At 69.6% G+C, this 286-nt stretch carries 1 protein-coding gene; it reads right to left on the reverse strand.

Features of this window, described 5'->3' with window-relative positions:
* Window positions 1-286 (reverse strand): hypothetical protein (locus tag AC4HNJ_RS21845; RefSeq protein ID WP_490481720.1); only part of this gene is annotated, 286 nt, incomplete at both ends.

Below are 286 nucleotides of genomic sequence, written 5' to 3' on the forward strand. Positions count from 1 at the left end.
CGTTGCTGCCGCCGATCTGCTGCAAGGTCAGGCGCAGCGTGGTGGCGGCGGTGAGATAGCTCTGCAAGCTCACGCCGTTGAGGGTGGACGGTGCACGCGTGGCATCCGGGTCGCCCGCGGGTGGCCCCATCAAGGCGAGCACCGGGCCGAAGGCGGTATCCAGGGGATTGCGGGTGACCGGCGTGAACGCGGGCGCGTCGTCGCCGCCGATCAGGTTCTTGGCACGTCGCACCAAGGTATCGCCAAGCGCCTGCGTCGCGCGGCCGGCTTCGGCTTCGTATTGCAC

The organism is Dyella sp. SYSU CM1112, assembly GCF_058216415.1.